This is a genomic window from Rhodococcus sp. WWJCD1, assembly GCF_002258735.1.
In the GTDB taxonomy this organism is placed as follows: Bacteria; Actinomycetota; Actinomycetes; order Mycobacteriales; family Mycobacteriaceae; genus Rhodococcoides.
Genome location: NZ_NOXY01000031.1, coordinates 192,153 through 217,580, shown reverse-complemented (window position 1 = coordinate 217,580; position 25,428 = coordinate 192,153). Strand labels below are relative to the sequence as shown.

General features: G+C 65.3%; 20 protein-coding genes. 19 read left to right on the top strand and 1 reads right to left on the bottom strand.

Going from position 1 to position 25,428, the window contains the following annotated elements:
• Positions 1-188 precede the first annotated feature (188 nt).
• The 14 genes from CH286_RS24040 to smc all read left to right on the top strand — a co-directional run bounded on the left by CH286_RS24040 (position 189) and on the right by smc (position 17,689).
• Positions 189-1,868: a DAK2 domain-containing protein gene (locus tag CH286_RS24040; protein WP_094610560.1), complete on the top strand. Its 1,680-nt coding sequence runs from the start codon at positions 189-191 to the stop codon at positions 1,866-1,868.
• A gap of 12 nt (positions 1,869-1,880) precedes the next feature.
• A complete protein-coding gene (recG, locus tag CH286_RS24035; protein ID WP_094610559.1) occupies positions 1,881-4,145 on the top strand; it encodes an ATP-dependent DNA helicase RecG in 2,265 nt (754 codons plus the stop codon).
• A gap of 178 nt (positions 4,146-4,323) precedes the next feature.
• The gene (locus tag CH286_RS24030) at positions 4,324-7,740 is read left to right on the top strand and encodes a pyruvate carboxylase (protein WP_094610558.1); all 3,417 of its coding nucleotides are present in this window, start codon (positions 4,324-4,326) and stop codon (positions 7,738-7,740) included.
• Positions 7,737-8,291, top strand: a complete 555-nt coding sequence (gene rsmD / locus CH286_RS24025; protein ID WP_032377024.1) for a 16S rRNA (guanine(966)-N(2))-methyltransferase RsmD — start codon at positions 7,737-7,739, stop codon at positions 8,289-8,291. The genes CH286_RS24030 and rsmD overlap by 4 nt, the downstream gene beginning before the upstream one ends.
• A 36-nt stretch (positions 8,292-8,327) precedes the next feature.
• A complete protein-coding gene (gene coaD, locus CH286_RS24020; protein WP_032377025.1) occupies positions 8,328-8,816 on the top strand; it encodes a pantetheine-phosphate adenylyltransferase in 489 nt (162 codons plus the stop codon).
• Positions 8,817-8,952: 136 nt separating this feature from the next.
• Entirely contained in the window at positions 8,953-9,741 is a 789-nt protein-coding gene (locus tag CH286_RS24015) for a DivIVA domain-containing protein (protein ID WP_032377026.1), read from the top strand.
• 90 nt (positions 9,742-9,831) lie between these two features.
• Entirely contained in the window at positions 9,832-10,440 is a 609-nt protein-coding gene (locus CH286_RS24010) for a YceD family protein (protein ID WP_032403173.1), read from the top strand.
• On the top strand, positions 10,441-10,623 hold the full coding sequence (gene rpmF / locus CH286_RS24005; protein WP_032397784.1) for a 50S ribosomal protein L32: 183 nt from the start codon (positions 10,441-10,443) through the stop codon (positions 10,621-10,623).
• Positions 10,624-10,649: 26 nt separating this feature from the next.
• Positions 10,650-11,432 (top strand): ribonuclease III, encoded by a 783-nt coding sequence (gene rnc / locus CH286_RS24000; RefSeq protein WP_037155595.1) that lies wholly within the window; start codon positions 10,650-10,652, stop codon positions 11,430-11,432.
• Positions 11,432-12,298 carry a bifunctional DNA-formamidopyrimidine glycosylase/DNA-(apurinic or apyrimidinic site) lyase gene (gene mutM / locus CH286_RS23995; protein ID WP_032403175.1) on the top strand — a complete coding sequence of 289 codons (867 nt, stop codon included), beginning with the start codon at positions 11,432-11,434 and terminating at the stop codon, positions 12,296-12,298. The genes rnc and mutM overlap by 1 nt, the downstream gene beginning before the upstream one ends.
• 58 nt (positions 12,299-12,356) lie before the next feature.
• Positions 12,357-12,785: an OsmC family protein gene (locus CH286_RS23990; RefSeq protein WP_032377030.1), complete on the top strand. Its 429-nt coding sequence runs from the start codon at positions 12,357-12,359 to the stop codon at positions 12,783-12,785.
• Positions 12,785-13,699: an SMP-30/gluconolactonase/LRE family protein gene (locus CH286_RS23985; RefSeq protein WP_255182755.1), complete on the top strand. Its 915-nt coding sequence runs from the start codon at positions 12,785-12,787 to the stop codon at positions 13,697-13,699. The genes CH286_RS23990 and CH286_RS23985 overlap by 1 nt, the downstream gene beginning before the upstream one ends.
• Positions 13,696-13,971: an acylphosphatase gene (locus tag CH286_RS23980; RefSeq protein WP_032377032.1), complete on the top strand. Its 276-nt coding sequence runs from the start codon at positions 13,696-13,698 to the stop codon at positions 13,969-13,971. Before CH286_RS23985 ends, CH286_RS23980 begins: the two co-directional genes overlap by 4 nt.
• A gap of 64 nt (positions 13,972-14,035) precedes the next feature.
• Positions 14,036-17,689: a chromosome segregation protein SMC gene (smc, locus tag CH286_RS23975; RefSeq protein ID WP_037151378.1), complete on the top strand. Its 3,654-nt coding sequence runs from the start codon at positions 14,036-14,038 to the stop codon at positions 17,687-17,689.
• Between the two features lie 12 nt (positions 17,690-17,701).
• Here smc and CH286_RS23970 read toward each other — a convergent pair whose 3' ends face one another.
• On the bottom strand, positions 17,702-18,334 hold the full coding sequence (locus CH286_RS23970) for an MSMEG_1061 family FMN-dependent PPOX-type flavoprotein (RefSeq protein WP_032403179.1): 633 nt from the start codon (positions 18,332-18,334) through the stop codon (positions 17,702-17,704).
• A gap of 103 nt (positions 18,335-18,437) precedes the next feature.
• On the opposite strand from CH286_RS23970, the gene ftsY reads away from it, so the two are divergent.
• The 5 genes from ftsY to CH286_RS23945 all read left to right on the top strand — a co-directional run bounded on the left by ftsY (position 18,438) and on the right by CH286_RS23945 (position 25,417).
• A complete protein-coding gene (ftsY, locus tag CH286_RS23965) occupies positions 18,438-19,817 on the top strand; it encodes a signal recognition particle-docking protein FtsY (protein ID WP_094610646.1) in 1,380 nt (459 codons plus the stop codon).
• Positions 19,818-20,004: 187 nt separating this feature from the next.
• Positions 20,005-21,309, top strand: coding sequence for an ammonium transporter (locus tag CH286_RS23960; RefSeq protein ID WP_371828260.1), 1,305 nt, complete (start codon positions 20,005-20,007; stop codon positions 21,307-21,309).
• 72 nt (positions 21,310-21,381) lie between these two features.
• A complete protein-coding gene (locus CH286_RS23955; protein ID WP_019664269.1) occupies positions 21,382-21,720 on the top strand; it encodes a P-II family nitrogen regulator in 339 nt (112 codons plus the stop codon).
• Positions 21,710-24,241 carry a [protein-PII] uridylyltransferase gene (locus tag CH286_RS23950; protein ID WP_094610645.1) on the top strand — a complete coding sequence of 844 codons (2,532 nt, stop codon included), beginning with the start codon at positions 21,710-21,712 and terminating at the stop codon, positions 24,239-24,241. The genes CH286_RS23955 and CH286_RS23950 overlap by 11 nt, the downstream gene beginning before the upstream one ends.
• 207 nt (positions 24,242-24,448) lie before the next feature.
• Positions 24,449-25,417, top strand: coding sequence for a M23 family metallopeptidase (locus CH286_RS23945; protein ID WP_094610644.1), 969 nt, complete (start codon positions 24,449-24,451; stop codon positions 25,415-25,417).
• The last annotated feature ends 11 nt before the right edge of the window (positions 25,418-25,428 follow it).

Below are 25,428 nucleotides of genomic sequence, written 5' to 3'. Positions count from 1 at the left end.
GTGAAGATCGCCTCGAGGCAACCCTGCAAGAATAGCGGCGCAGCACGCAATCACCAAACCGCCACGGCAGACGCTGCGTGAGGGCTCACGGCGGCGCGCCACCGATCCTGCCCGACTAAGCTTCGGGCACTGTCCGCGACCGGAGTACGGACAAGGGTATCGGTGCAACGCGGGGGAGGCTGCTCGACGTGGTCGACGTTCTCGATTCGATCGATGCTGCAGCCCTGCGACGGTGGGCCTACCGGTGCGTGGATTCCCTCACTGCCCGGTGCGACGAGATCAATGCGCTCAACGTGTTTCCGATCCCCGACTCGGACACCGGTACCAACCTGATGTTCACCTTCCGGGCCGCGGTGGAGTCGATGCGAGGGGCCGGACCCGCCGCGGACACCCGTGCCATCGGGCGTGCACTGGCCGTCGGCGCGGTAGCGGGTGCCCGCGGTAACTCGGGTGTGATCGTCTCCCAGTTGCTGCGTGCGGTCGCCGAGGCTGCAGCGGACGGCCCCTTGGACACCGTGTCGATCCAGGCGATGCTGCGACGCGCGCAGGTCCTGGTCTCGGATGCGGTGAGCGTTCCGGTCGAGGGCACGATGCTCACCGTGCTCGCCGCCGCCGACCGCGATGCTGCGGCGCACGACGCCAACGTCGATCTCTCCACGCTGGTGATCGACATCGCCGAGGCCACGGCGCGCGCCCTCGACAGCACGACCGACCAACTCGTCGAACTCCGCGAGGCCGGGGTCGTGGACGCCGGAGCGCTCGGGCTCTCGGTCGTTTTCGATGCGCTGGTCGAAGTGGTGACCGGCCGCATCCCGCCGCGCAGGCGTTACCACCGCCCACAGAGTCGTGAACGGACACTCGTAGGCGACGGATCCAACGCGACCGACGGCTGTACCGGATCACCCGAGACGGTGACGGTGTCCACCCACGGCCGGCCCCTGGGGTACGAGGTGGTCTACGTCGTCCACGGGATCGACGACGCGCAGGCAACTGCCCTCCGCGCTGCTCTGTCCGATCTCGGCGACTCGGTGGTGGTTGCCGGTGACGGATCCGGGGCCTGGTCTGCGCACGTTCACACCGCAGATCCCGGTGCTGCCGTCGAGTGCGGAATCGGCACCGGAAGCGTTCGCGGGGTGCGTATCTCGTGCTTCGGCTTGGCCGAGTTCGATGCTGGGGTCGGCGGCGACGCACGCCGTGGACCGGCGTTGTCGGTGGGACGCGATATTTTGGCGCTGGTTGCCGGTGACGGTGCCGCTGATCTCTACGTTCAGGAAGGCGCGACGGTGGTGCGGTGTGACGAGCCGATCGACTCCTCGGTACTGCAGCGAGCAATTGTCGCAGCCAAGCATCGCGAGGTGTTGGTGTTGCCGAACGGGGCGCTGTCGGCGCAAGAACTGGTTGCCGTCGGCGCCGCGGCCCGAGCCGACGGCAAGGACGTGATGATGCTGCCGTGCTCGGCGATGGTGCAGGGACTGGCTGCGCTCGCGGTGCACGACGTCGCCAGGGCCGCGGTCGACGATGCGTTCACGATGTCCGAGGCGGCGGCGGGAACCAGGTGGGGTTCACTGCGGATCGCGCAGGAGCGGTCGCTCACGTGGGTGGGTATGTGCGAGCCGGGCGACAGCATCGGCCTGGCGGGGCAAGAGGTGGTGATCGTTGCCGCGCGCCCGCTCGACGCGGGGTGCCGTCTGCTCGATCAGCTTCTGGCCACCGGCGGAGAGATGGTGACGGTGCTCGTCGGGGCTCAGGCGTCGGCGGACTTCGGTGATCGGCTCGCCGAGTACGTGACGGGTGCGCATCCCGGGGTCGACGTGGTGGTCTACGCAGGTGGGCAGCCCGGAGACCTCGTGCAATTCGGAGTGGAATAGGGAATTTCGGTTATGGCAACGCTGGTGGACCGGCTCGATCACGTTCTCGGAGTCGCGGCGGCAACCCCGCTCGCAGACACCTTCGGTATTCGTACCGTCGAGGATCTGCTGCGGCACTATCCGCATCGCTACATGACGCAGGGTTCGGAGCTCGGCGAAACAGAGCCCCCCGAGGGCGAGCACATCACCATCGTCGCCACGGTCGAGTCCGCGACGCTGCGTTCGATGAAGAATCGCAACGGCCAGTTCCTCGCAGTGACCCTCGCCGCCGACGGACAGCGGATCGAGGCCACCTTCTTCAGTCCGCACAAGCTCAAGCACGTAGTCGTGCCAGGTCGGCGGGGAATGTTCTCCGGCAAGGTGAAGTACTTCGGCAAGCGGTGGAATCTCACCCACCCCAGCTACGTGATCCTGGGTGGAGACGACAACGACGGAGCCGTCGTGCCCGCGGGTCGCATCGTCGGCGGCGGAACTCTGGCCGGTCTGGCCCGTGGTGCGGTCGATGCCTCGGGATCCGTCGACATGTCGGTCTTCGATCGGGCGTTCGTTCCCATCTACGCGGCCACCAAGGACGTCGAGAGTTGGACATTCATGCGTTGCGTGCGGCAGGTCCTCGACCAACTCGACGATGTGACCGATCCGCTGCCGGAATCGGTGCGCCGAGAACGTGGACTCGTCGACATCGATACCGCGCTGCGGTCGGTCCACTTCCCCGACACCGCGCAGGACAAGGACTCCGCCCGTGAGCGGCTCAAATTCGACGAGGCTCTGGCCGTGCAGCTCGTCCTCGCGGACCGTCGCCGCGATGCATCGACTCGGGTGGCCGCGCGATGCCCGCCGATCACCGACGGCATCGCCGTCGAGTTCGATCGGCGGCTGCCGTTCGAATTGACCGCCGGTCAGCACGACGTCGCGGCCGAGATCGCCAACGATCTGTCTGCGCCACATCCGATGTCGAGGCTGTTGCAGGGCGAGGTCGGCTCGGGCAAGACCATCGTCGCGCTCCGGGCGATGTTGCAGGTGATCGATGCCGGTCATCAGTGTGCGCTGCTGGCACCCACCGAGGTGCTCGCCTCCCAACATGCGCGATCGATCAGGTCGATGCTCGGCAGTCTCGCCGCCGGTGGCGAGCTCGGATCGCACGAACTCGCGACCAAGGTCGCTCTGCTGACCGGTTCGATGTCCACTGCGGCCAAGCGGTCCGCACTGCTCGATGCCGTGACCGGAGACGCCGGGATCGTGATCGGTACCCACGCCCTGATCGAGGACCGGGTGGAGTTTCTCGATCTCGCGATGGTCGTCGTGGACGAACAACATCGATTCGGTGTCGAGCAGCGAGATGCGTTGCGGGCCAAGGCCCGCGGCAACACCAGTCCCCACTTGCTCGTGATGACAGCGACACCGATCCCGCGCACCATCGCGATGTCGACGCTCGGCGATCTCGAAACGTCGGTACTGACAGAACTTCCTCGCGGCCGGTCACCGATCATCAGCAATGTCGTGCCTGCCAGAGCCAAGCCGACGTGGGTGGATCGAGCGTGGCAGCGCATCCGTGAGGAAGTTGCTGCCGGACGTCAGGCCTACGTGGTCTGCTCGCGGATCGGCGACGGCGACGACGCCGAGACGGGCAAGAAGAAGACCGCCTCGAAGTCCGACGACGGACCGGAGACCACGGCCGCGGTGGACATGTACGACACCCTCGTTGCCGGTCCGATGCACGATCTCCGGGTGGGGTTGTTGCACGGGCGACTGTCGGGTGACGACAAGGACATCACCATGTCCGAGTTCAATACGGGCGAGATCGATGTCCTCGTGTGTACGACGGTGGTCGAAGTGGGCGTCGACGTTCCCAATGCGACGGTGATGGTGATCATGGACGCCGACCGATTCGGGGTCAGTCAACTCCACCAGTTGCGCGGTCGAATCGGTCGAGGTGGACACCAGGGTCTGTGCATCATGATCAGCTACCTCAGTCCCATGGGCGGTTCGTTCGCCCGGCTCGAGGCGGTGGCCGCGACCAACGACGGCTTCGAGCTGGCAAAACTGGACCTCGCCACCCGGCGAGAAGGTGACGTACTCGGGGCCGCACAGTCCGGCACGGTCAGCGGCCTTCGGCTGCTGTCGTTCATCGACGACGAGGACATCATCGCCGACGCACAGGACTGCGCGAGGACACTGTTCGCACGGGACCCGTCGTTGGCGAACGATCCTGGCATCGCGTCGATGATGCGGTCGGCCTGGCGATCGGACCGGGTCGACTACCTGCAGAAGTCCTGACCGGACAGGAGTGGAGCCTGCAGGAACGATCAGGGAAGCGGGAGTGGAGCCTGCAGGAACGACCAGGGGAGCCAGTAGGCCTTCACTGCACCGTTTCAGTCGAGAGAATCGAACAATTCGTCCCGAATGGTGAGATCAGTACGCCTCGGAGGCCCATGCTGCCGGGTAAGTTGAGCCAATGTTCTCCAAAGTTTTGGTTGCCAACCGCGGCGAGATCGCCATCCGTGCCTTCCGTGCTTCCTACGAACTCGGTGCCTCCACCGTTGCGGTGTTCCCGTTCGAGGACCGAAACTCGGTGCACCGGACGAAAGCCGACGAGGCATATCAGATCGGGGAGAAGGGCCATCCGGTACGGGCGTACCTCTCGGTCGACGAAATCGTCGCCGCCGCCAAGAGGAGCGGGGCCGACGCGGTGTATCCCGGGTACGGATTCCTCTCCGAGAACCCGGATCTGGCCGCTGCGTGTGCCGAGGCCGGCATCACCTTCGTCGGCCCGTCCGCCGATGTACTGGAGCTGACCGGCAACAAGGCACGCGCTATCGCGGCAGCGAAAGCCGCAGGGCTTCCGGTTCTGGCGTCGTCGGAACCCTCGTCCGACATCGACGAGCTCGTCGCAGCGTCGGAGACCATGACCTTTCCCCTTTTCGTCAAGGCGGTGGCGGGCGGCGGTGGCCGAGGGATGCGACGAGTTGCCGAACCGGCGCAGTTGCGTGAGTCCATCGAAGCTGCTGCGCGCGAGGCGGAGTCGGCGTTCGGAGACGCGACGGTATTCCTCGAGCAGGCCGTGATCGATCCCCGGCATATCGAAGTCCAGATACTCGCCGACGGCCAGGGCAATGTGGTGCACCTGTTCGAGCGGGACTGCAGCGTGCAGCGTCGGCACCAGAAGGTCATCGAATTGGCACCGGCACCGAACCTGCCCTCGGAGCTGCGGGAGAGAATCTGCGCCGACGCCGTTGCGTTCGCCAAGCAGATCAACTACTCGTGCGCCGGTACCGTGGAGTTCCTCCTCGACACCCGCGGCAATCACGTCTTCATCGAGATGAATCCGCGAATTCAGGTGGAGCACACCGTCACCGAAGAGGTGACGGATGTGGACCTGGTGCAGTCCCAGTTGCGGATCGCCTCGGGGGAGACGCTTGCGGACCTCGGTCTGCAGCAGGAGAACATCGTGTTGCGCGGTGCCGCGTTGCAGTGCCGTATCACCACCGAGGATCCAGCGAACGGCTTTCGGCCCGACGTCGGCCGCATCACCGCCTACCGCACTCCCGGCGGTGCCGGGGTTCGGCTCGACGGTGGTACGACGCTGGGCGCAGAGGTCGGCGCCTACTTCGATTCCATGCTCGTCAAGCTCACCTGCCGTGGCCGTGACTTCGACACCGCTGTGGCGCGGGCCCGACGTGCGGTGGCGGAGTTCAGGATTCGCGGCGTCGCGACGAACATCCCGTTCCTGCAAGCGGTTCTGGTCGACCCCGACTTCACCGCGGGCCGGGTCACCACCTCGTTCATCGAGGAGCGACCGGAACTACTGACGTCGCGCTCCTCGGGTGACCGTGGCACCAAGATTCTCACCTACCTTGCCGATGTGACGGTCAACAAGCCGCACGGTGAGCGTCCGTCCCCGGTGTACCCACACGACAAACTTCCTGCGGTCGACTTCTCCGCGCCGATTCCCGACGGTTCGCGTCAGCGATTGCTCGCCCTCGGGCCCGAAGGCTTTGCCCGAGATCTGCGCAACCAGAAGGCACTCGGCGTCACCGACACCACCTTCCGTGACGCGCACCAGTCCTTGTTGGCCACGCGTGTGCGCACGAGTGGATTGCTGGGTGTGGCCCCGTACGTGGCACGTACGACGCCGCAGTTGCTCTCCATCGAGGCGTGGGGCGGTGCTACGTACGATGTGGCGCTGCGCTTCCTGCACGAGGATCCGTGGGAACGACTTGCAAGTCTGCGAGAAGCTGTCCCCAACATCGCAATTCAGATGCTGCTGCGCGGTAGGAACACCGTCGGCTACACCCCGTACCCGGAGAAGGTGACCCGCAGTTTCGTCGCCGAGGCCACCGACACCGGAATCGACATCTTCCGCATCTTCGACGCGCTCAACAATGTCGATCAGATGCGCCCTGCAATCGATGCGGTGCGCGAAACCGGAACTGCGCTGGCCGAAGTGGCGCTGAGCTACACCGGGGACCTGTCCAACCCGAACGAAGACCTGTACACCCTCGACTACTACCTGAAGTTGGCCGAGCAGATCGTCGATGCAGGAGCGCATGTACTCGCGATCAAGGACATGGCCGGGCTGCTTCGCGCACCGGCGGCCAAGACGTTGGTGACGGCGCTACGGTCGAATTTCGATCTGCCCGTACATGTGCACACGCACGACACACCCGGTGGTCAGTTGGCCACGTACTTGGCAGCGTGGGAGGCCGGTGCCGACGCCGTCGACGGTGCCAGCGCGGCGATGGCCGGAACCACCAGCCAGCCGGCGCTCTCGGCCATCGTTGCGGCAGCGGCCCACACCGACCGGGACACCGGGTTGGATCTGCAGGCCGTCTGCGATCTCGAGCCCTACTGGGAGGCCGTGCGAAAGGTTTACGCGCCCTTCGAGTCCGGACTGCCGGCACCGACCGGCCGTGTCTACACGCACGAGATTCCCGGCGGTCAACTCTCCAACTTGCGGCAGCAGGCCATCTCGCTCGGACTCGGTGATCGGTTCGAGACGGTCGAGGCCAATTACGCCGCAGCAGACCGTATGTTGGGTCGCCTGACCAAGGTGACGCCGAGTTCCAAGGTCGTCGGTGATCTGGCCCTGGCTCTGGTCGGTGCGGGAGCATCGGCCGAAGAGTTCGCCGAAGACCCGAGTCGATACGACATCCCCGATTCGGTGATCGGATTCCTCCGTGGCGATCTGGGAACTCCTGCAGGTGGCTGGCCCGAGCCGCTGCGCACCAAGGCTCTCGAAGGCCGAGGTGCGGGCAAGCCGGTCACGCCGCTGACCGACGAGGACGAGAAGAATCTCGACGGCACGTCGGCGCAACGCCGTACGACTCTCAATCGCCTGCTCTTCCCCGGCCCGACGGCGGAACTCGAGGCACACCGCGAGAAGTACGGCGATACGACTCGGCTGTCGGCCAACCAGTTCTTCTACGGGCTGCGTCAAGGTGAAGAGCATCGCGTCACCCTGGAGAAGGGAGTCGAGCTGCTCATCGGGCTCGAAGCGATCTCCGACCCCGACGAGCGTGGCATGCGCACCGTCATGTGCATTCTGAACGGTCAGCTGCGTCCGGTGTCGGTGCGCGATCGATCCATCTCGAGCGAGGTGCCGACGGTCGAGAAAGCGGACCGATCGAACTCCGGCCACATCCCGGCACCGTTCGCCGGTGTCGTGACCCTGTCCGTCGAAGAGGGACAGAAGATTTCGGCCGGCGACACGGTCGCCACCATCGAAGCGATGAAGATGGAGGCGGCGATCACCGCGCCTCGCGGCGGCACGGTGACCCGGCTGGCGATCTCGGGTGTTCAACAGGTCGAGGGCGGCGATCTGCTCGTCGTCGTCGGTGGGGGGTCGACGGGCGAAGAGGCCGGGAGCGAATGACGCGGATCGTGGCGGGGGTCGCAGGGGGCCGGCGGCTCTCGGTTCCGGGCCAGGGCACCCGCCCGACATCCGAGCGGGTGCGGGAGGCTCTGTTCAGCTCGCTCGAGAGCCGGATGGACTTCGACGGTGCCGCGGTTCTCGATCTGTTCGCTGGGTCGGGTGCGCTCGGGCTCGAAGCGCTCTCGCGCGGCGCATCGTCGGCGGTACTGGTCGAGTCCGACTCACGAGCGGCGGCGGTTGTGCGCCAGAACATAGAGTCGGTCGGACTGATCGGCGCGTCGGTCAAGTGCGCCCCGGTGGCCTCGGTACTGGCTGGGGTACCGGATGCGGAATACGACCTGGTGCTGGCCGACCCGCCGTACGCCGTCACCGACAGTGCGGTGACGGATCTGCTGAACAGGCTCGTCACCGGGGGATGGCTTGCACCGGATGCGGTGGTCGTTCTCGAGCGATCGTCGCGTTCGCCGGAGACGGAGTGGCCGGACGGTCTGGTAGCGGAGAAGTCGAAGAAGTACGGGGAGAGTAGAATCGAGATCGCGGCACGATCGTGACGACCGATCCCGGGATCGGCTGATAAGTTCGCGGGCATGACTGGCGCACTGTGTCCTGGATCCTTCGACCCGGTGACCAATGGTCATCTCGATATCTTCGAGCGAGCCGCCGCCGCGTTCGACGAGGTGGTGGTCACGGTGATGGTGAACAAGAGCAAGAAGGGCATGTTCAGCATCGACGAGCGAATCGAGATGCTCGAGGTGGCCACGGAGCATCTGCCCAACGTCAGAGTCGGTTCCTGGTACGGCCTGTTGGTCGATTATGCTCGGCAAGAAGGCTTTTCGGCGATCGTCAAAGGTCTGCGCAGCTCGGTCGATTTCGACTACGAGTTGCAGATGGCGCAGATGAATCGAACCCTCACCGGGGTGGACACGCTGTTCCTCCCGGCGAATCCAGCGCACAGCTTTCTGTCCAGTTCGCTGATCAAGGAAGTCGCGACCTTCGGGGGAGACGTCACCGGGATGCTGCCGCCGTTCGTGCAGGAGCGACTGACCGCTCGTATCGCCGAGCGCGCCGCCGACTAGTTCGCGGAGCGACACACCGGGAGGGTATAGCGCCGACGCGCGCCTGGGCAGGCAGACTGAATAAGTGCAGCACTGTGTAGCTCGACCGCTCGGCGGTCGGCACGTGCAGTGGCAGATTCGACGATTGGGGTAACCGGTGTACCGCGTATTCGAGGCGCTCGACGAGCTCGTCGCCATTGTCGAGGAGGCGCGCGGCGTTCCGATGACCGCTGGATGCGTCGTCCCGCGCGGCGATGTCCTGGAACTGCTCGACGATGTTCGTGACGCCATACCCGGCGAGCTCGACGACGCGCAGGACGTTTTGGACCATCGCGACAAGCTCGTGGGCGATGCCCGGGCCACAGCGGAGAAGACGGTCGGAACCGCCAACGCCGAAGCGCAGGACACCGTCGAGAACGCTCGGGATTCTGCCGATCGCATTCTCGCCGATGCCAAGGCGCAGGCGGACCGCATGGTGTCCGAGGCGTCGGCGCATGCCGAGCAGCTCGTGGCCGATGCCGAGGCAGAAGCAGAGCGGACGGTGCTCGAGGGCCAGCGCGAGTACGAGGAGTTGACCGTTCGGGCCCGTACCGAGGCCGACCGAATGATCGAGTCCGGCACGTTGTCCTACGAGCGATCGGTGGCCGACGGCACCGCCGAACAGAACCGATTGGTGTCCCAGACCGAGGTGGTGCAGGCCGCGCACGCCGAGTCGGCGCGCGTGATCGACAGTGCCCATGCCGAATCCGATCGAATGCGCAGTGAGTGCGACGTGTACGTCGACACCAAACTCGCGGAGTTCGAGGAGTTCCTCAGCGGCACCATTCGCTCCGTCGGTCGCGGACGTCAGCAACTTCGAACCGGTTCCGGTGTCCCGGAGTACGGCAGCGAGCCGTACGGCGAACCCGCGTACGGCAGCCAGGAAGGCCGTCGCAGCCGACACTGAGGGTGGTGATTTGCCCTCGTATGCACGCATGCGTATCGTTGTGGGGTTGCTTACCGACAGTAGGCAAACCGACAGTAAGGAAGAACAGCCGTGCCCCCGCCCAAGAGAACGACCCGTCCTGAACTGGACGCCGGATTCGTTCTGGACATCCTCAACCTCGGTCGTCGACCTGGGTCGACGAAGACCGTCGAGCGGACGGTTCCGGCTCCTTCCCGAATCGGCCTCGATGCGATTGCCATCGAAGCCGGAGTCCCGGTCTCGCTCGATCTGCAGTTGCAGGCGGTATCGGAGGGCGTTCTCGTCACCGGTTCCGTACGAGCTGCCACTGCCGGCGAGTGCACGCGGTGCCTCGATCCGGTCAGCGGCAACGTCGACGTCTACTTGACCGAACTGTTCGCATACCCGAACAGCATCACCGAGGAGACCACGGATGCGGACGAGATCCACCGCATCGTCGACGACCTGATAGACCTCGAACCCGTCATCGTCGACGCGGTCGGTCTGGAGCTTCCACTCCACCCCGTCTGCAGTGACGAGTGCGAGGGATTGTGCCCAGAATGCGGCGTTCGCCTGGCGATTGCTGAATCCGGCCACAGTCACGATACAATTGATCCTCGCTGGGCTGGACTTGCAGCCAAATTTGGCGTGGATCCAGAACCGAGCACAGAACTTGTGAACAACGAAGCCGAGGAGAAGTAAGTGGCTGTCCCGAAGCGCAAAATGTCGCGTTCCAACACGAGGTCGCGTCGTGCACAGTGGAAAACCACTGCGCCCACCCTCGTGACGTGCCCCAACCGTGGGTGCGGCGAGAAGACGTTGCCCCACATCGCGTGCCCTTCGTGCGGTACCTACAAGGGCCGCCAGGTCGTCGCAGCGGTCTGATTCCCGCTCCGGTGACCAACGAAGTAGTGGATCGTCGCAACAACGATTCACAGAAAAATAGTTCTACTGCCGTCAGCGGCGGGGACGACCGAGAGTCGCTCCTCGCCGCTATCGGTGTTTCTCTGTCGGAACCACTGTTGACCCTGGCTCTGACCCATCGTTCGTTTGCCTACGAGCACGGCGGTCTTCCTACCAACGAGCGCCTCGAGTTCCTGGGCGATTCGGTGCTCGGCCTGGCGGTGACAGAGCATCTCTACGCGGTGCACCCCACCAAGTCCGAGGGCCAGTTGGCCAAAATCCGGGCGAGCGTGGTGAACATGCATGCCTTGGCGGAAGTAGCGCGCGGTCTCGGTGACGGCGGTCTGGGTCGGCATCTGCTGCTGGGTAAGGGCGAGGAGCAGACCGGCGGACGTGACAAGCCGAGCATCCTTGCCGACGGTATGGAATCGATGCTGGGTGCGATTCACCTGCAACACGGCATCGACGTCGCTCGCACCGTCGTTCTGACCCTGTTCGCCGGCCTGTTGGACCGCGCTCCCAAGCTCGGTGCAGGTCTGGACTGGAAGACGAGCCTGCAGGAATTGACTGCAGAACGCGCGCTCGGCGTTCCCGCGTACGAGATTGCGTCCACCGGGCCCGACCACGACAAAGAATTCACTGCCACCGTGTTGATCGGTGGATTTCCCCGTGGTGTCGGAGTCGGTCGATCGAAGAAGGAAGCCGAGCAGAAGGCCGCCAGTTTGGCGTGGAATACGCTGTCGGGCAACGAGATTGCCGTAGTCGACGCGCCCACGACCAACCCTTCCTGATGCCCGAACTGCCCGAGGTCGAAGTCGTCAGGCTCGGTCTGGAATCTCACGTGGTAGGCAAGACCATCGACTCGGTGGAGGTACTGCACCCCCGTGCCGTGCGTCGACACGATCTCGGTGGCCTCGATCTGATCGGTCAGCTGCGGGGTCAGCGCGTCTCGTCGGCCCGGCGCCGTGGGAAGTATCTGTGGCTGGTGATGGAGCCCGGCGACTTCGCCACTGTCGTGCACCTGGGTATGAGTGGGCAGATGCTGGTGCAGCCGCCGTCCGCGCCTGACGAGAAGCACCTGCGGATTCGGGCACGACTCGACGACGGTACCGATCTTCGGTTCGTCGACCAGCGAACATTCGGCGGCTGGGCTCTCTCCCCGATCGTGACGGTGGACGGCACACCGGTACCCGAACCGGTGGCGCACATCGCGCGAGATCCGATCGACCCGCTGTTCGACGCGGAATCCGTGGTGAACGTGCTGCGCGGCAAGCACACCGAGATCAAGCGGGCTCTCCTCGATCAGACCGTGCTGTCCGGCGTGGGCAACATCTACGCAGACGAGGCTCTGTGGCGGGCGAAGATTCACGGCAACCGCATCGCAGAAACGTTGACCCGGCCTGCTCTTCGTCGACTGCTGACTGCCGTCCACGCGGTGATGGGGGAGGCCCTGGCGCAGGGTGGTACCTCGTTCGATGCGCTGTACGTCAACGTCAACGGACAGTCCGGCTACTTCGACAGGTCGCTCGATGCCTACGGACAGGAAGGTCTGCCCTGTTCACGATGCGGAGCACCGATCAGGCGTGAGAAGTTCATGAATCGCTCCTCGTTCAGCTGCCCCACCTGCCAGCCGAGACCCCGACACATCCGGACCTGACAGCGCACAGGTCATTCCGCAGGCTCCACTCCTGAGCCGCCCGCCTAGTATTTCGGTCATGGCAGAACAGAGCACGCCGACCAACCTCTGGGTCGAGCGCACAGGCACCCGTCGCTACACCGGTCGCAGCTCGCGAGGAGCCGAAGTACTCATCGGTTCCGAGTCGGTCGAGGGCGTCTTCACACCCGGTGAGCTGCTCAAGATCGCACTCGCAGCGTGCACCGGTATGAGCTCGGACGTACCGCTCTCGCGTCGACTGGGGGACGACTACTCCGCCACCGTCGAAGTGTCCGGTGCAGCAGATCGTGAGAACGAGCTGTACCCGGAATTGAACGAGATCCTCCGCGTCGACCTCAGCGCGATGGACCCCGACGCGCAGCAGCGACTGCTCACCGTCGTCGAGCGGGCGATCGACAAGGTCTGCACGGTGGGGCGGACCCTGAAGGCGGGTACGACGATCAACTTGGACATCGACGTGGACGCCTGATGAAGGTGGGGGCAGCCGCCGTCGTGGCGGGCCTTGTTCTCGCAGCGTCGGTTGCCCTGTCTCCCACCGCGGAGGCGTCGAGCACCTGCACTCCGTGGTCGGTGAGCACGGTGGCATCGGGATTCGGGCTGCTCGAGAATCTGGAATTCGACGGCAGAGGCTCGATGATCGTCTCCGAGACCTCGCCGATCGGACCGGGCGCTCTGCGTACCGTCGCACCGAACGGGGACCGGGGCACTCTCGTGTCGGGCGTCGAGTCACCCGGCGGATTGGTACGGGACGGAGACACTCTGTACTTCACAACCGGAAACAGTGCTGCGCCAGGACTTTTCGACATGCGGACGGGAACGATCGAGACGATCGATCTCGGCACGGGTGCCAGGTCGACGTACGCGTCGGGCCTGACCATGCCCAACGGCCTGGCCCGCTCCGCCACCGGCGATCTGTTCACCACCCGGAATCTCGGTGGCGCGTCTGGGCTCACTCGCATCGCAGTCGGCGGCGATGAGACGGTCGGTTCGGTGTCGACGGTGCGTACCGATCTGGGTTCGGCCAACGGCATCGGTGTCGGCGGCGGAAACATCTACGTGGCCACTACGTTCGATCCGGAAACGACGGTGACTGTGCTCGACGAGAAGGACCCGGCCGGTCCGTCCACGCGCATTCGCGTCGACGGATTCGGACCGCTCACGATGTCGGACGATCTGACCGTGGCCGACGACGGAACGGTCTATCTCGCACAGAATCTCGCGGGCAGGGTCGTCCGTGTCGATCCCGAGACCGGATCGTCCTGTGTAATCGCGACCGGAGTGCCGTTGACCTCGTCGGTTGCTTTCGGCGGAGTCGGATTCGATTCGGAGGCGTTGTACGCCACGAGTTTCGACGGAACGGTCCGAAAGATGAGTCCGGTATGACGGACGAACGGCTGACGGCATGGGTGCACGGCCTGGTTCAGGGGGTCGGGTTTCGTTGGTGGACTCGCTCGCGTGCGCTGGAGCTGGGATTGGTCGGGCATGCGACCAACCACGCGGACGGACGTGTTCTGGTGATAGCCGAGGGTCCGCGCCAGCGCCTCGACGCACTCCTGGAATTGCTTCGAGGCGGCGGCACCCCGGGCACGGTCACCCTGGTCGTCGAGAGTTGGGAGAGCGCCCGCGGCGGCCTCACAGGCTTCGTGGAACGGTGACCCGCCGCCGCCCGCGGACGGCTCGGCGCACATCGCTACGTCGTACCGGTAAAGTACGGACGCTATGTATCTCAAGAGTCTGACGCTCAAGGGCTTCAAGTCCTTTGCTTCGGCGACGACTCTTCGTTTCGAGCCTGGAATCACCTGTGTGGTCGGCCCCAACGGCTCCGGTAAATCCAACGTCGTGGATGCCCTGACCTGGGTGATGGGTGAACAAGGTGCCAAGGCGTTGCGCGGCGGGAAGATGGAGGACGTCATCTTCGCGGGTACGTCCGGCCGCGCACCCCTCGGCCGCGCCGAGGTGACTCTGACGATCGACAACTCGGACGGTGCGCTGCCGATCGACTACTCCGAGGTCTCGATCACCCGACGCATGTTCCGGGACGGTGCCGGTGAATACGAGATCAACGGCAGCTCGTGCCGGTTGATGGACGTCCAGGAGTTGCTCAGCGACTCCGGTATCGGCCGCGAGATGCACGTGATCGTCGGTCAGGGTCGACTGGCGGCGATCCTGGAATCGCGTCCCGAGGACCGTCGGGCCTTCATCGAGGAAGCCGCCGGGGTGCTCAAGCACCGCAAGCGCAAGGAAAAAGCGGTTCGCAAGCTCGACGCGATGCAGGCCAATCTCGCGCGGTTGACGGACCTCACAACCGAATTGCGCCGTCAACTCAAGCCACTGGGCAGGCAGGCCGAGGTTGCGCGTCGCGCGCAGACCGTGCAGGCAGATCTGCGTGACGCTCGGCTGCGGTTGGTGGCCGACGACCTGGTGGCCAGACGTGAAGAATTCGCGAACCAGACCCAGGACGAGGAAGCGGCTCGCGAGCAGTACGCGATGGTGCAGGATGCCCTCGAAGCCGGAACCGTAGCGCTCGCAGAACACGAGCAGGCGGTGGCACGGCTGACACCGAGCGCCGAAGCGGCCGGGCAGACGTGGTTTCGCCTGTCCGCGCTGGCCGAACGCGTGAATGCGACGGTACGCATCGCGCACGAACGTGCTCGGCATCTGGACGCCGTCCAGAGCACCGGTCGCGGGCAGGATCCGGACGAGCTCGAAGCACAGGCCGAGCGCGTCGCCGAGGAAGAAATGGAACTCGTCGAGGCTGTCGAGATGGCGCGCGAAACCCTCGAAGCGGCCCGCGAGCAGCTCGCCGAGCGCGAATCCGCTGCTGCAGCCGCCGAGCGTGCTCACCTCGCCGCTGTTCGCGCGGTTGCCGACCGCCGCGAAGGATTCGCGCGCCTGTCCGGTCGAGTCGACACCTTCAGAACCAAGGTCGAGTCCATCGACGCCGAAGTAGCGCGACTCTCGGTGGCCATCGACGAGGCCAGAGAACGCGGCGAGTCGGCTCAACGTGAGTTCGAGAGCGTCCAGGATCAGATCGGCACCCTCGACGCCAGTGAGCTCAGCCTCGACACCCATTACGAACGAGCGGTCGCCGCATTACGCCATGCCGACGCCCGGGTATCGGAATTGCAGGCCGAAGAGCGCATCGCTGGTAAGAGGGTGGCATCGTTCGAGGCCAGGATCGAGGCGCTCACCATGGGCCTCGAACGCAAGGACGGTGCCGGGTGGCTTGTGGAGAACCAGCAGGACGGTCTGTCCGGTCTGCTCGCCGGCCATCTCACGGTCGAGCCGGGGTACGAGATCGCGGTCGCCGTCGCCATGGGTCCGGCGGCCGATGCTGCGCACGCCGAATCGTTCGACGCTGCGCGCGCTGCCGTGCTGGCCCTACGCGCTGCCGACGGCGGTCGCGCGTCCATCGTGCACGGTAATGCTGTTGCTGCACAACCGATTCAACGGCCTGCGCTAGCGAACGGTGCTCGGTGGGCACTCGACCTGATCGAGTATCCGGATCGGTTGGCCGGAGCGATGGCGGCATTGCTCGACGGTGTGGTGGTTGTCGACTCGCTGGACGCGGCGCACCGGCTCGTCTCGGATTCGAGTGAACTGCGTGCCGTGACCACGGACGGCGACGTCGTCGAGCCGGGCTGGGTCACCGGCGGATCGGACCGTCGACCCAGCACCCTGGAAGTACAGTCGGCGATCGATACGTCGACGGTGGAGCTGACGGCGGCCGTACGCCGGGCCGAGGAGCTCGACGCCGCGCTGTCGGGCGCGTTGGCGGAACAGCGCGACCGGCGTGAATCCGCCGAGCAGGCGCTCGCAGCCCTGAACGAATCCGATGCTGCGATGGCCGCTGTGTACGAGCAGTTGGGTCGCTTGGGGCAGCTGGCACGTTCGGCACACGCAGAATCCGCGCGATTGGCGACCCAGCGCAGTTCCGCCGAAGCGAGCCGCGAAGAAGCGATCGAGCGCCTGGCCGAGCTCGAAGACAGTCTGCGGACGGCAGAGGACGAACAGAATGGTTTCGCCGGAGACGGCGAGAGCGGTGACGCGGCGACCACCATGGAGCGCGAGATGGCGGCTGCGGCACTGACCGAAGTGCGCGCGGTGGAGGTCGAGGCGCGGCTGAACGTACGAACCGCCGAGGAGCGCGCGCAGTCGGTGCGGGGCCGAGCCGATTCGCTGCGCCGAGCGGCGCGAACCGAACGCGAGGCCAGGGCACGAGCCGAACGCGAAGGCGCAGCCCGGCGGCACGCTGCCGCAGTGGCTGCTGCCGTCGGCGAATCGGGTGAGGACCTCGCCGCTCGATTGGCCTCGGTGGTGGCTGCGGCGGCACGAAGGCGCGATCAGCTCTCCGCCGAACGCGCCACGCGCACAGTCGAACTCGACAAGGTCAAGGAACAGGTTCGGGCCCTTCAGGGCCAGCTTGCGTCGATCACCGACGCCGTCCACCGGGACGAGGTCGCCCGTGCGCAGGCGGCACTGCGAATCGAGCAACTCGAAACGACGATTCTCGAACAACACGGCATCGGCCTCGACGATCTGGTGGCCGAGTACGGCCCCGATGCGACGCTGCCCCCGACCGAGCTCGAGATGGCGGAGTACGAGGCCGCCAAGGAACGCGGTGAGCAGGTTGTGGCCCCCGCGCCCATGCCGTTCGATCGCGCCACTCAGGAGCAGCGGGCCAAACGCGCAGAACGTGATCTCGCCACACTCGGCAAGGTGAACCCGTTGGCTCTCGAAGAGTTCGCAGCCCTCGAAGAGCGCTACAACTTCTTGTCCACTCAACTCGAGGACGTCAAGTCCGCGCGCAAGGACTTGCTCGGCGTGGTCGCCGACGTCGACGACCGCATCCTGCAGGTCTTCACCGAGGCCTGGCTGGACGTCGAAAGAGAATTCACCGGCGTGTTCGCCAAACTCTTTCCCGGCGGCGAAGGACGGCTGATTCTGACCGACCCGTCGGACATGCTCACCACCGGAATCGAGGTGGAGGCGCGTCCACCGGGCAAGAAGGTCAAGCGATTGTCCTTGCTCTCGGGCGGCGAGAAGTCGCTCACTGCAGTCGCCATGTTGGTGGCCATCTTCCGTGCCCGGCCGTCACCGTTCTACGTCATGGACGAGGTCGAGGCTGCACTCGACGACACCAACCTGCGCCGACTGATCGGGTTGTTCGAGCAGCTCCGTGAGAAGTCGCAGCTGATCGTCATCACGCACCAGAAGCCGACCATGGAAGTCGCCGACGCGTTGTACGGCGTCAGCATGCGCGGTGACGGCATCACCACGGTCATCTCGCAGCGACTGAACCGAGAACGCGTGGCGGTGGATGTAGCCGAGCCGGAGACAGCACCCGTGGTCGAACCGGACGCGGTCTCGTAGGTCCGGTCCCGCCTACTGCTTCGGGTAGAGCTGCTCGGTGTACGAGGGCCCGTAGTACTCGCGCAGTTCCTCGACGGTCTCGGGGGCCTGCGGAATCAACGCCTTCGTCAAGGACGCGACATCGGGAATGGACTCCGCATCCCATGTTTCCGGCTGCCACAACTTGGACCGCATGAACGCCTTGGCGCAGTGGTGGAACACCTGCTCGATGTCGACGACGAGGCACATGATCGGCCGGTGGCCCTTGACCTGCAGTTCGTCGAAGAACGGTGCATCGGTCACCAGTGACGCGCGACCGGCGATGCGCAGAGTGTCACCGCGCCCCGGCACGAAGAAGTTCAGTCCGACGAACGGGTTCTCGAGAATGTTCCGGTAGCCGTCCATCCGACGATTGCCGGGACGTTCGGCAAGGGCGATCGTGGCGTCGTCGATGACGTGGACCAAGCTGCCGGGCGGGTCACCTTTGGGGGAGACGTCGCACCGTCCACTCGCGTCCGAGGTACCCATCAGGCAAAAAGGCGAGGCAGCGAGCCATTGCACGTCCAGCGGGTGCAGTGTGCTGCGGTCCTTGTTCGCGGCTCGAAAGCTCGGCTGGCCGAACATCTCCGTCAATCGGTCGGCATCGCGCACCGTCGTCCACTCCATGACTTCAGATGCTATCGACACGGCTGGGGTGGGGGACAGTGCTTTTCTCGGGCGGAGCACCACCGGTGACGAACGGCCGTGAACGCCTGACAGTATGGGGTATGTGAGTAACCAAGCGTGGATCATCGTCGCGGCGATCGCCGCTGTCCTACTGGTCGTTCTCGTCGTCGGGCTGGTGCTCTCCCGTCGACGGAGAGTGTCGCTCAAGTCGGACGAGGCCGCGCGGATCGAGGACGCGGCCACCAAGGACAGATCCGGTGGCTATACGGCGGGCAGTGGTTTCTCGTTCAGCCAGGGCACGGCGACCGCCGAGCCCGTCGCGCCTGCCCCGAAGCCCGTTCCACCTGCGCCGAAGCCTGTCCCGAAGCCCGTCGAGACCTCCCCGGTCGAGCCGACGCCGGTGGCACCCACTCCCACCCAGGACGAGCCGGAGGTGCTCGAACCCGAGGCACCGGTCGTCGAGCCTCAGGAGCCGGTTGTCGAGCCCCCCGAGCCGGCCGAGCCCGCAGTGCCGGAACCGGCCGTGGACGCCGAGGCTTCTGCTCCTCGACTGGACACCATCGATCCCACCGAGGGTCGGCTGGATCGGCTCCGCGGTCGCCTGGCGCGCTCTCAGTCCGCGGTGGGCAAGAGCTTGCTCGGATTGCTCGGCGGCGGTGACCTGGACGAGGATTCCTGGGAAGAGGTCGAGGACACCCTGCTGATCGCCGATATCGGTTCTGCGACCACCGCCGAGATCATGCGCACCCTGCGCGAGCAGATGGCGGCGCGCAGCATTCGTACCGAAGCCGACGCGCGAGCACTCTTGCGCGAGATTCTCGTTGCGCAACTTCATCCCGAGTTCGACCGCTCGATTCGGGCGCTTCCGCACGACGGTGCGCCTGCGGTGCTGTTGGTGGTCGGAGTCAACGGCACCGGCAAGACGACGACCACCGGCAAGCTTGCTCGTGTGTTGGTCGCCGACGGGCGACGAGTGTTGCTCGGTGCTGCCGACACGTTCCGCGCGGCTGCCGCAGACCAGCTGCAGACCTGGGCCGAGCGAGTCGGTGCCGAGGTGGTGCGCGGCAAGGAGGCCGCAGACCCGGCCGCTGTCGCATTCGACGCTGTGAGCAAGGGCATCGAGAACGGTGTCGACGTGGTTCTGGTCGACACAGCGGGACGCCTGCACACCAAATCGGGTCTGATGGACGAACTGAGCAAGGTCAAGCGTGTCATCGAGAAGCGTGCCCACGTCGACGACGTTCTGCTCGTTCTCGATGCGACCGTCGGTCAGAACGGGCTGACACAGGCTCGTGTCTTCGCGGAGATCGTCGACATCACCGGCGTCGTGCTGACCAAGCTCGATGGAACCGCGAAGGGTGGCATCGTTTTTCAGGTGCAGCGTGAACTCGGAGTGCCCGTCAAGCTCGTCGGTCTCGGCGAGGGTGCCGACGATTTGGCTCCGTTCGAGCCGGGAGCGTTCGTCGACGCGTTGCTCGGCTGATCGAGCCCTCGAGGTTGCCCCCGAACCGGGCGAAAAGCACAAACGCCAGCACGAAACCTTTTTGCAACAGAATTCGGTCATGCGTTCACATGCCCGAAACACCCGAGTGTCACGGATGAAACTTCGTGAAACCACTCTTCTTGCGTAACGGCGCGCCAACCGGTGTGCAGGAGAATGGAGGGTGTACGTGAGTCCCGAGGATATGTTGGCCAACTCCGGCAACGCCGCGTGGATGCTGATTGCAGCATCGCTGGTACTGCTGATGACGCCGGGCTTGGCGTTCTTCTACGGCGGTATGTCGCAGTCGAAGTCCGTGTTGAACATGATGATGATGTCGTTCGGAGCAATGGCCGTCGTCTCGATCATCTACTTCCTGTGGGGTTGGTCGATGTCCTACGGAACCCAGGACATCGGTGGCGTCTTCGCCAACCCGTTCGAGTTCTTCGGGCTCAAGGATTCGATCACCGATGCCGACGGTAATTACATCGTCGGTGCGTGGGGATACGCCAACATCATCGATGTGGCATTCCAGGTCACCTTCGCGATCATCACGGTTGCACTGATCAGCGGCTCGATCGCGGGCCGCGTCAAGTACGGAACCTGGCTCGCCTTCGCAGGTATCTGGGTCACCCTCGCGTACTTCCCGCTGGCCCACATGGTCTGGGGCGGCGGACTGCTCTCCGGATCCGAGAACGGTCTGGCGGCAAAGATCTTCGGTACCACCGACGACGGTGAGGGCGGACTGGTTGCGAACGTCGCCCCGATCGACTTCGCCGGCGGCACGGTCGTGCACATCAACGCCGGTATCGCAGGCCTGATTCTGGCGATCATCATCGGCAAGCGCGCCGGATTCGGCAAGGTCGCCTACCGCCCGCACAACCTGCCGTTCGTCATGCTCGGTGCAGCGCTGCTGTGGTTCGGCTGGTTCGGATTCAACGCCGGTTCCGCCTTCGCAGCCGACGGCATCGCCGGCTTGGCCTGGGTCAACACCACCGCTGCCACCGCAGCGGCCATCGCGGGCTGGCTCATCACCGAGCGCATTCGTGACGGCCACGCCACCAGCCTCGGTGCTGCCTCGGGCATCGTCGCCGGTCTGGTAGCAATCACCCCGGCCGCAGGCGCGCTGACCCCGGTCGGTGCCATGATTCTCGGCGTCATCGCCGGTGTGCTGTCCGCCCTCGCGGTCGGACTGAAGTTCAAGTTCGGCTACGACGACTCGCTCGATGTAGTCGGTGTGCACCTGGTCGCAGGCCTGTGGGGCACCATCGGAATCGGCTTCCTCGGCTCCGAGACCGGCCTGTTCTACGGCGGCGACTACAAGCAGCTCGTCGTGCAGATCGTCATCGCACTGTTCGCGTTGATCTTCACCGGCATCATCACCGCGGTCATCGCGTTCGCGCTCAAGCCTCTCGGCTGGCGTGTGTCGGACGAGGAAGAGGCCAATGGCATCGACGAAGCCGAGCACGCTGAGACTGCATATGATTTCGCCTGACAAGGTAGAGATAGATGTGAACGCTGCACCGTACGACAACGGGCACTCGAGGTCTTGTGAAGGGAATCAAAAATGAAGCTGATCACGGCAATCGTCAAACCGTTCACCCTGGAGGACGTCAAGACGGGGCTGGAGCAGGCCGGCGTGCTCGGAATGACCGTCAGTGAGGTTCAGGGCTACGGTCGCCAGAAGGGGCACACCGAGGTCTACCGAGGTGCCGAGTATTCGGTCGACTTCGTTCCGAAGGTGCGTGTCGAGGTAGTCGTCGACGACGCTGCTGTCGAGAAGGTCGTCGAGGTCATCGTCGAGGCCGCTCGCACCGGCAAGATCGGTGACGGCAAGGTCTGGGTTTCCCCGGTCGATTCGGTCATCCGAGTCCGCACCGGAGAACGTGGCGCCGATGCACTCTGACCCCAAAGGGTCTCGGGCCGGGGGCCCCGGTTCTGGCGCGAAAGCGTCAGGATCGGGGCCTTCGGTCTCCACGGGCTCCGCATCGAAGGGCACGAGCGATGCTGCAGCAGATCTCGCTCGCGCCAGAAAACAACTACTCGACGGCGGCACGCGCAACCGTCGCCTCGATGCTCCGTCGCTGAGGCAGGCTCTGGTCGATCTCCACGAGTTCTGGCTGACCACCAAAGGTGCCGAGCTGGGGATCAAACCGGACTCGGGCTTTGCGATCGTCGCTGTCGGCGGTCTGGCGCGCCGTGAACTGCTGCCGTACTCGGATCTGGACCTGATACTGCTGCACGACGATCTCGAACCGCGAATCGTGGCCGAGGTCGCCGACAAGCTCTGGTATCCACTGTGGGACGCCCATATCAAGCTCGATCACAGTGTGCGCACGGTGCCGCAGGCTCTCCAGGTAGCGGCGGCCGATATGACGGCAGCGCTCGGGATGCTCGAGGCCCGCCATATCGCCGGTGACGTCGAGTTGAGCAATCTGCTCATCGGCGGCGTACGTCGCCAGTGGCGCACCGGAATTCGCGGACGGTTCGACGAGCTGATCGAGCAGACCCGCGGCCGGTGGGCACGTAGCGGTGAAATCGCGCACCGCGCCGAGCCCGAGCTCAAGAGTGGCCGCGGCGGATTGCGTGACGTACAGCTTCTCGACGCCCTCTCCATCGCCCAACTCACCGACGGTATGCCCGGTCTCGGCCCCGAATCTCCCGGTGGCGGTTTGGCATTCGCGCACGGAAGACTTCTCGACGTCCGCACCGAACTGCATCGTGTTGCCGGCCGAGCGCGGGATCAACTGCGCGCGCAGGACGCCGATGAAATCGGTGCCGCGCTCCGCATCGGCGATCGCTTCGATCTTGCACGCGTGCTGAGCGATTCGGCTCGCACCATCAGTTACTCGGTGGATGTCGGATTGCGTACTGCCGGCAATTCGCTGCCGAGGAAAGGTCTTTCACGTCTGCGTCGTGTCCCGGTTCGTCGTCCACTCGACGAGGGGGTCGTCGAACACGCCGGTGAGGTGGTACTCGCCCGTGACGCACGACCGAACAAGGATCCGGGCCTGATCATGCGCGTCGCCGCGGCATCGGCACAGACCGGAATGCCGATGTCGGCATCGACACTCAACCGGTTGTCGGACAGCGCACCCGAGCTCCGCGAGCCCTGGCCGAAGGAGGCGCTGAACGATCTGCTCGTGCTGCTCGGATCGGGTCGCAAAGCCATTGCGGCCATCGAAGCGCTCGATCGAACCGGCCTGTGGGGCCGACTCATTCCGGAGTGGGGCGCAGTGCGCGACCTGCCGCCGCGAGATGCGGTGCACACGTGGACCGTCGATCGGCATCTGGTCGAAACTGCTGCCTATGCAAGCGCTTTGACCACCAGGGTCGCGCGTCCGGATCTGCTGGTTCTCGGTGCGCTGATACACGACATAGGCAAGGGGCGCGGCGGCGACCACAGCGTCGTCGGTGCAGATCTCGCAATCCAGATCGGTAACAGGCTCGGGCTGTGGCCGTCCGATGTGGCGCTGCTGACGTCGATGGTGAGATACCACCTGCTGCTGCCGGAGACCGCCACCCGACGCGACCTCGACGACCCTGCAACCGTGCAGACCGTCGTCGACGCACTCGGTGCCGACACCATCCTGCTGGAGCTGCTTCATGCTCTCGCCGAAGCGGATTCGCTCGCCACGGGTCCCGGAGTCTGGGGGGACTGGAAGGCGTCGCTCATTCGCGAGCTCGTGCGACGCTGTCGATTGGTGATGGCGGGGGAGTCTCTGCCATCCCCGGATCCACTCGACCCGGCTCACATCGAGCTGGCCGCGCGGGGAGGTGTGCACGTCGACATCGCGCCGACCGATGGGCTCCACACCTTCGTCGTCACGGTCGTCGCGCCCGACACCCCGGGACTGCTGTCGGACGCTGCCGGAGTCCTGGCGCTGCACTCGCTGCGCGTGCTTTCTGCCTCGCTCGGCAGTCACGAGGGGTCGGCGATCAACTCGTTCGACGTTGCGCCGCTGTTCGGAGCTCCGCCGCAGGCCGGTCTGCTCCGGCAGGAGATCATCCGCGCTCAGGCCGGAGAACTCGACCTCGTCGCGGTACTCGACGCCAAGGAACGCGACGCCAGAGCCGAGACCGTAGAGGACGACGGCGAGGATTCGGCGGTACCGGTTCTCTACGCGCAGGCTCCGCCTCGGGTGCTCTGGTTCGACGACCACGAACCAGGCCAGGTAGTGCTCGAACTTCGAGCAGAAGACCGGCTCGGTCTTCTCTGCAGGCTGGCCAGTGCCATCGAACAGCAGGGATCCGATATCCGCTGGGCTCGAGTGTCGACACTGGGCAGCTCGGTGGTCGATTCCTTCTGCATCGACCTGGCGGGAGCGGACAGCAGGGCGGTCCGAGAGGATCTCGAACGAGCCTTGCTCGCGGTTGTACCGGCCTCGGAACCGCCCAAGCCTCCGGAGAAGCCCGAGGGCACCTGACCGCTGGTCGGAACACAACCGCACACCGACACTCCGTGGTGACTTCTCACGAAGTTACGGCCGGTGGGTTTACCCCCGATATCAATTTGTTATGTTCGTCACCACACGCAGGACGACTCGGCGAGATCACATCCGCAGACTCCACACCGCCGGAACAAAGAGTCGTTTCTGCAGGCTCCACTGCTGCTAATGCGAGAGGCACGAACTGTGGGATCCCACCGACGGTCGAACATCTACACACCGGCCGACACAGCAACGGATACGACGCCCGGTAAGCACCGCGCCGCAGAAGTGACCCCGGACACCGGTCGACGGGCCGCGACCATCGTCGCGGCTACCGGTGCGATCGTCGTCGGCGCGACGTCGATGGGAGCGGGCACCGCGGGTGCCGCTCCGATCCCCGAGCCGCCCGCCGCAGGTTTTCCCTTCGCCGTCCCGGAGGGGCTGCTCCCCGCGGGATTCGAGCTACCCCAGTTCGTCCCCCCACAGTTCGAGGTTCCGCAGTTCGAGGTTCCGCAGTTCGTACCCCCGCAGTTCGTACCCCCACAGTCGGCACCCCCGGTGCAGCCCGCATCTCCGGAGTCGACGCCCTCCGAGGCCGCACCGGCAGCGGAGCCCAGCGCCGCACCGAGCCCGGGTCCGCTCGCTGCATTCGGAGTGACCGATCCCGGTGCTGCAGCGCAACAATGGCTCGACGACGTGGGTCTGGGTCAGCTGGGTACCGGTGGTGCGTCACCGCTGGAGAGTCTGCGTTCGCTGAAGAAAGCCACGGTCCAGCCCGTGGCGGGCGTGCTGACGTCCAATTTCGGATCGCGATGGGGCGCCCAGCACAGCGGCCTCGACATCGCGGCACCCATCGGGACCCCCATTTACGCGGCCGCCGACGGCACGGTGTCCGACGCGGGCCCGGCATCCGGGTTCGGTCTCTGGGTGAAGGTGAAGCACGACGACGGCACCGAGACGATCTATGGACACGTCAACGATTTCTCGGTGCAGACCGGTCAGCGCGTGTCGGCCGGCGAGCAGATCGCCACGGTGGGCAATCGTGGCCAATCGACCGGTCCGCATCTGCACTTCGAGGTGCACGATCCCTCGGGCGTCAAGGTCGATCCCGCATCGTGGCTCTCGACGCGGGGAGTGGCAGTGACATGGAACGATTCCGCGCGCAACGCCTGACTCGGTGCCAT

Bases quoted from the DNA above. Each gene is read 5' to 3' on its own strand.
- recG (WP_094610559.1), top strand. From the start codon at position 1,881: ATGGCAACGCTGGTGGACCGGCTCGATCACGTTCTCGGAGTCGCGGCG.
- CH286_RS24030 (WP_094610558.1), top strand. From the start codon at position 4,324: ATGTTCTCCAAAGTTTTGGTTGCCAACCGCGGCGAGATCGCCATCCGT.
- rsmD (WP_032377024.1), top strand. From the start codon at position 7,737: ATGACGCGGATCGTGGCGGGGGTCGCAGGGGGCCGGCGGCTCTCGGTT.
- coaD (WP_032377025.1), top strand. From the start codon at position 8,328: ATGACTGGCGCACTGTGTCCTGGATCCTTCGACCCGGTGACCAATGGT.
- mutM (WP_032403175.1), top strand. From the start codon at position 11,432: ATGCCCGAACTGCCCGAGGTCGAAGTCGTCAGGCTCGGTCTGGAATCT.
- CH286_RS23990 (WP_032377030.1), top strand. From the start codon at position 12,357: ATGGCAGAACAGAGCACGCCGACCAACCTCTGGGTCGAGCGCACAGGC.
- CH286_RS23985 (WP_255182755.1), top strand. From the start codon at position 12,785: ATGAAGGTGGGGGCAGCCGCCGTCGTGGCGGGCCTTGTTCTCGCAGCG.
- CH286_RS23980 (WP_032377032.1), top strand. From the start codon at position 13,696: ATGACGGACGAACGGCTGACGGCATGGGTGCACGGCCTGGTTCAGGGG.
- smc (WP_037151378.1), top strand. From the start codon at position 14,036: ATGTATCTCAAGAGTCTGACGCTCAAGGGCTTCAAGTCCTTTGCTTCG.
- CH286_RS23970 (WP_032403179.1), bottom strand. From the start codon at position 18,334: ATGGAGTGGACGACGGTGCGCGATGCCGACCGATTGACGGAGATGTTC.
- CH286_RS23955 (WP_019664269.1), top strand. From the start codon at position 21,382: ATGAAGCTGATCACGGCAATCGTCAAACCGTTCACCCTGGAGGACGTC.
- CH286_RS23950 (WP_094610645.1), top strand. From the start codon at position 21,710: ATGCACTCTGACCCCAAAGGGTCTCGGGCCGGGGGCCCCGGTTCTGGC.